A 3,013-nucleotide genomic window follows, 5' to 3' on the forward strand; every position below is an offset into this window, starting at 1 on the left:
GTCCACACCGCGTACTGGACGATATCGAGCGCGTCGGCCTCGTTCATGCGTTGTAACCCAAGCCGGTCGCCTAGCTGGCCGGCTTGATCGTGACGCCGGGGCCGACAGCGACTTCCGTGCCGTTCTGCAGCACCGCGATGAGACCGCTGCTGGCCAGGCGCACGGAGGCCACCGTGCCCGACGTCTTGCCATCAGCGGAAGTGATCGAACGGCCGATCAGCGCATCGGCCTGCGACAGGGCCGAGGACTGCATGATCTGGTCGAGTTTGCTGTTGGTCTGCACCGATTGCTCGACCTGCGAGAAGGTGGCGAGCTGGGCGACATACTGCGTCGAGTCCATCGGCTTGGTCGGATCCTGGTTCTTCATCTCGGCGATGAGGAGCTTCAGGAACGACTGGTAGTCGACGGCGGTCTTGGAGGTCGACGTGGTGGTCGAATTGGCACCGGTCGGTATGGTGGTCGTCATGTCCACGTTCATCAGTATCGAGCTCCCACAGCCATTGGGCGCGGCGCGCCCGGAACATCGTCGTTGCCGCCAAGCGCGCGGCGTTCGAGCGGATAGAGCGCGCGGATCGCCTTCAACGCCTCATAGATATGGTCCTCGCCGACCATGCGGTCGATCTGCTTCAGCGCACTGCAGATTTCGGCGTCCTCGAAGCTCGCCAGCAGCATGGGCAGCGAGCGTCGGAACATGTCACGCGCCTCAGACGCGCCCGACGGGTTCATCAGCATGACCTGCAGGATGAAGTAGAGCTGCCTGAGCGGAGTCGACGCCTGGTCGGCCTGGATGACGTGGCTTTCGAGCAGGAACTGCACGTCGTTCATCAGCTCGATCGTGACCTTGCGGTCGACGCGGATGACGGCGCCGTTGATGTAGATCTTCTCGTTCGGCTTCAGCGATATCTTCAGCGTGTTGGTCATTGGATGCCGTCCCGGATGATCTGGGACACCTCGATCAGGCCCTCGAAATTGTTGGTGCGGCCCTGGCGGATGTCCTCGGCCTCGCGCAGCAGCCACAGGCCGATCGAGATCAGGTTGGCGCGCAGCTCCTTGGGCAGGGCGTTGTCGCTGGAGCCGAGATCCTCGACGAAGGTGGTCCAGATGCGGTTGGTGAAGTGCAGCGCCTCGATCGCTTCCATGGAATCCTGGCCGACCGCGGCCGCGGCCGACAGCATGTCGATCGAGCGGGTGAGCAATTCCCGCTCGCGGTCCTTGGCGTCGGTGACGGAGTCGGTCTGGATGTCGGCGTAGGAGAATTGATACATCGTCGGGGCTCTGCCGTTCCGGTGGAAGTTTTCAGGTCAGGTAATTCAGCAGGCTGAGCTGCTGCAGGCGCGCGGTCAACGCGAATGAGGTCTCGATATGCTGCGTCAGGTCGGCGACGCGGGTCGCGGCCTCGGCGGGATCGACTCCCTCGAGATCGATGATGTGCTTCTCGAACAGGTCGACCTGGGTCTTCATGCGGTCGCTGGCGTCGGAGACACGTTTCTGGGTTAGGCCGACCTCCGAGCGCAACTGGACGATGCCGCCGATGGCCTCGCCGACCAATGTCTGGGCGCGGCTGACGACGGTGTTCTTGGCGGCATCGCTGATGTTGCCGGAGAACAGGTTGGCGACCATCGCCGCCGCCATGGCGAGCTTGCGGATGCCGTCCTCATTGGCGCTGACCGAGGTCTGCGTGGTTTCGTTCAGCGCGATGCGGCTGGTGATCTGCTCGTCGGTGGCGTTCGACCAGGTGCCTTGCCAGCCCGAGCCGAGGAATTGCGGCTCGACGCTGCTGGTGATGAAGTCGTCCATCTGGGCGGCAGTGATGTTGGCCGCGGCCGGGTCGCTCTGGGTGAACCCGAAATAGGCGACGAAGGAGGCGTCGAAAGCGGCCTTGGCGGGCGAGCCGGCGGCGGTGAAATCGTCGACCGGCTTGACGTCGGTGTTGGTGCCGGCGAACAGATACTCGCCATTCACGCTGGTGTTGAGGATGCCGGTCATCTGCTGCAGCGCCGACGCGCCGGCCTGCTGGGTGATGCTGGTCGAGGAATCGCCGGACACGGCGCTGGTCAAGGCCGAAAGAAAGTTCTGCGCGACGTCGGAGAGCTGGCCGAGCGCATCCTGCGTCGACGTCAGCCGGGCGGCGACCAGTGCGTTGGAATCGATGATGCCGTTCAGCCGGTCGAGATCGCGCTGGAAGGTCACGGCCTGGGTCGTGCGCCCGCCGAGCGCCAGGCCGACATCGGCGACCTTGCCGGTCGTTGACTCCTTCGTCGCCTTGACCAGATCGGACTGCATGCGCATCTGCTGGTAGCGCATGGCGTTGGATATTGCGGCTGAGGAGACGGCTGTCGCTTTCATCGATTATCCCACGGCATTCATCAGGGCGTCCAGCATGTCGTCGACGGTCTTCATCATGCGGGCGGAGGCCTGGTAGGTGTGTTCGAGGTCGAGCAGCAGCGACATTTCCTGATCGACATTGACGCCGGTGTCGTTGGACAGCGCCTCGGCCGTGCGCGTCGCCAGCGCCTCCTTGGCGTCGGCGGTTGTCGAGGCCTGCTGGCGCACGCCTTCGAACCAGCCGATCGAGTTGGCGGCGTAGTCGGCGACGCTGGATGTCGCCGTGATACCGGCGGCGGCATCGAAAGCCATCGGCTGGTCGAGCCGGTCGCCATAGGCGATCAGGAGGTTGGCGTAGGACGAGCCGGAAGTGTTGAGGACATAGGCAGCGCCATTGGCGCCGCCGTCGCGCAGCAGCGCCGGGGTCATGGCGGCGTTGACGCTGATCGAGCCGGCAAGGCCGTCGACCAGCGTGCCGGCGGCGGGAATGCCGGGCGCGCCGGACCAAGTGAACAGGCCGGCGGCATCGGGCTGCGACGAGGAGGTCTCGGCAAAGGCGGTGATGAGCCCGCGGGCGGTCTCGTCGAGCTGGCTCTGCATGGTGGCGGCGACGCCGTCGCGCAAGGTGATCAGGCCGGCGAGCTTGCCGACGGCGCTGGGATTGCCGCCGCTGCCGGCCGCGAGCGGC

General features: G+C 65.2%; 5 protein-coding genes. All 5 read right to left on the minus strand.

Features of this window, described 5'->3' with window-relative positions; genetic code table 11:
• Positions 1-70 precede the first annotated feature (70 nt).
• Positions 71-478 carry a flagellar hook assembly protein FlgD gene (gene flgD / locus EOA33_RS30160; protein WP_127407306.1) on the minus strand — a complete coding sequence of 136 codons (408 nt, stop codon included), beginning with the start codon at positions 476-478 and terminating at the stop codon, positions 71-73.
• Positions 478-921, minus strand: a complete 444-nt coding sequence (flbT, locus tag EOA33_RS30165; RefSeq protein ID WP_126058469.1) for a flagellar biosynthesis repressor FlbT — start codon at positions 919-921, stop codon at positions 478-480. Before flbT ends, flgD begins: the two co-directional genes overlap by 1 nt.
• Entirely contained in the window at positions 918-1,265 is a 348-nt protein-coding gene (gene flaF / locus EOA33_RS30170; RefSeq protein ID WP_126058470.1) for a flagellar biosynthesis regulator FlaF, read from the minus strand. The genes flbT and flaF overlap by 4 nt, the downstream gene beginning before the upstream one ends.
• Before the next feature lie 31 nt (positions 1,266-1,296).
• The gene (locus tag EOA33_RS30175; protein WP_127407307.1) at positions 1,297-2,346 is read right to left on the minus strand and encodes a flagellar hook-associated family protein; all 1,050 of its coding nucleotides are present in this window, start codon (positions 2,344-2,346) and stop codon (positions 1,297-1,299) included.
• Between the two features lie 3 nt (positions 2,347-2,349).
• Positions 2,350-3,013 (minus strand): flagellar basal body rod C-terminal domain-containing protein (locus EOA33_RS30180; RefSeq protein ID WP_281033575.1); only part of this gene is annotated, 664 nt, incomplete at its 5' end.

The organism is Mesorhizobium sp. M4A.F.Ca.ET.050.02.1.1 (assembly GCF_003997725.1).
Lineage (GTDB): Bacteria > Pseudomonadota > Alphaproteobacteria > Rhizobiales > Rhizobiaceae > Mesorhizobium.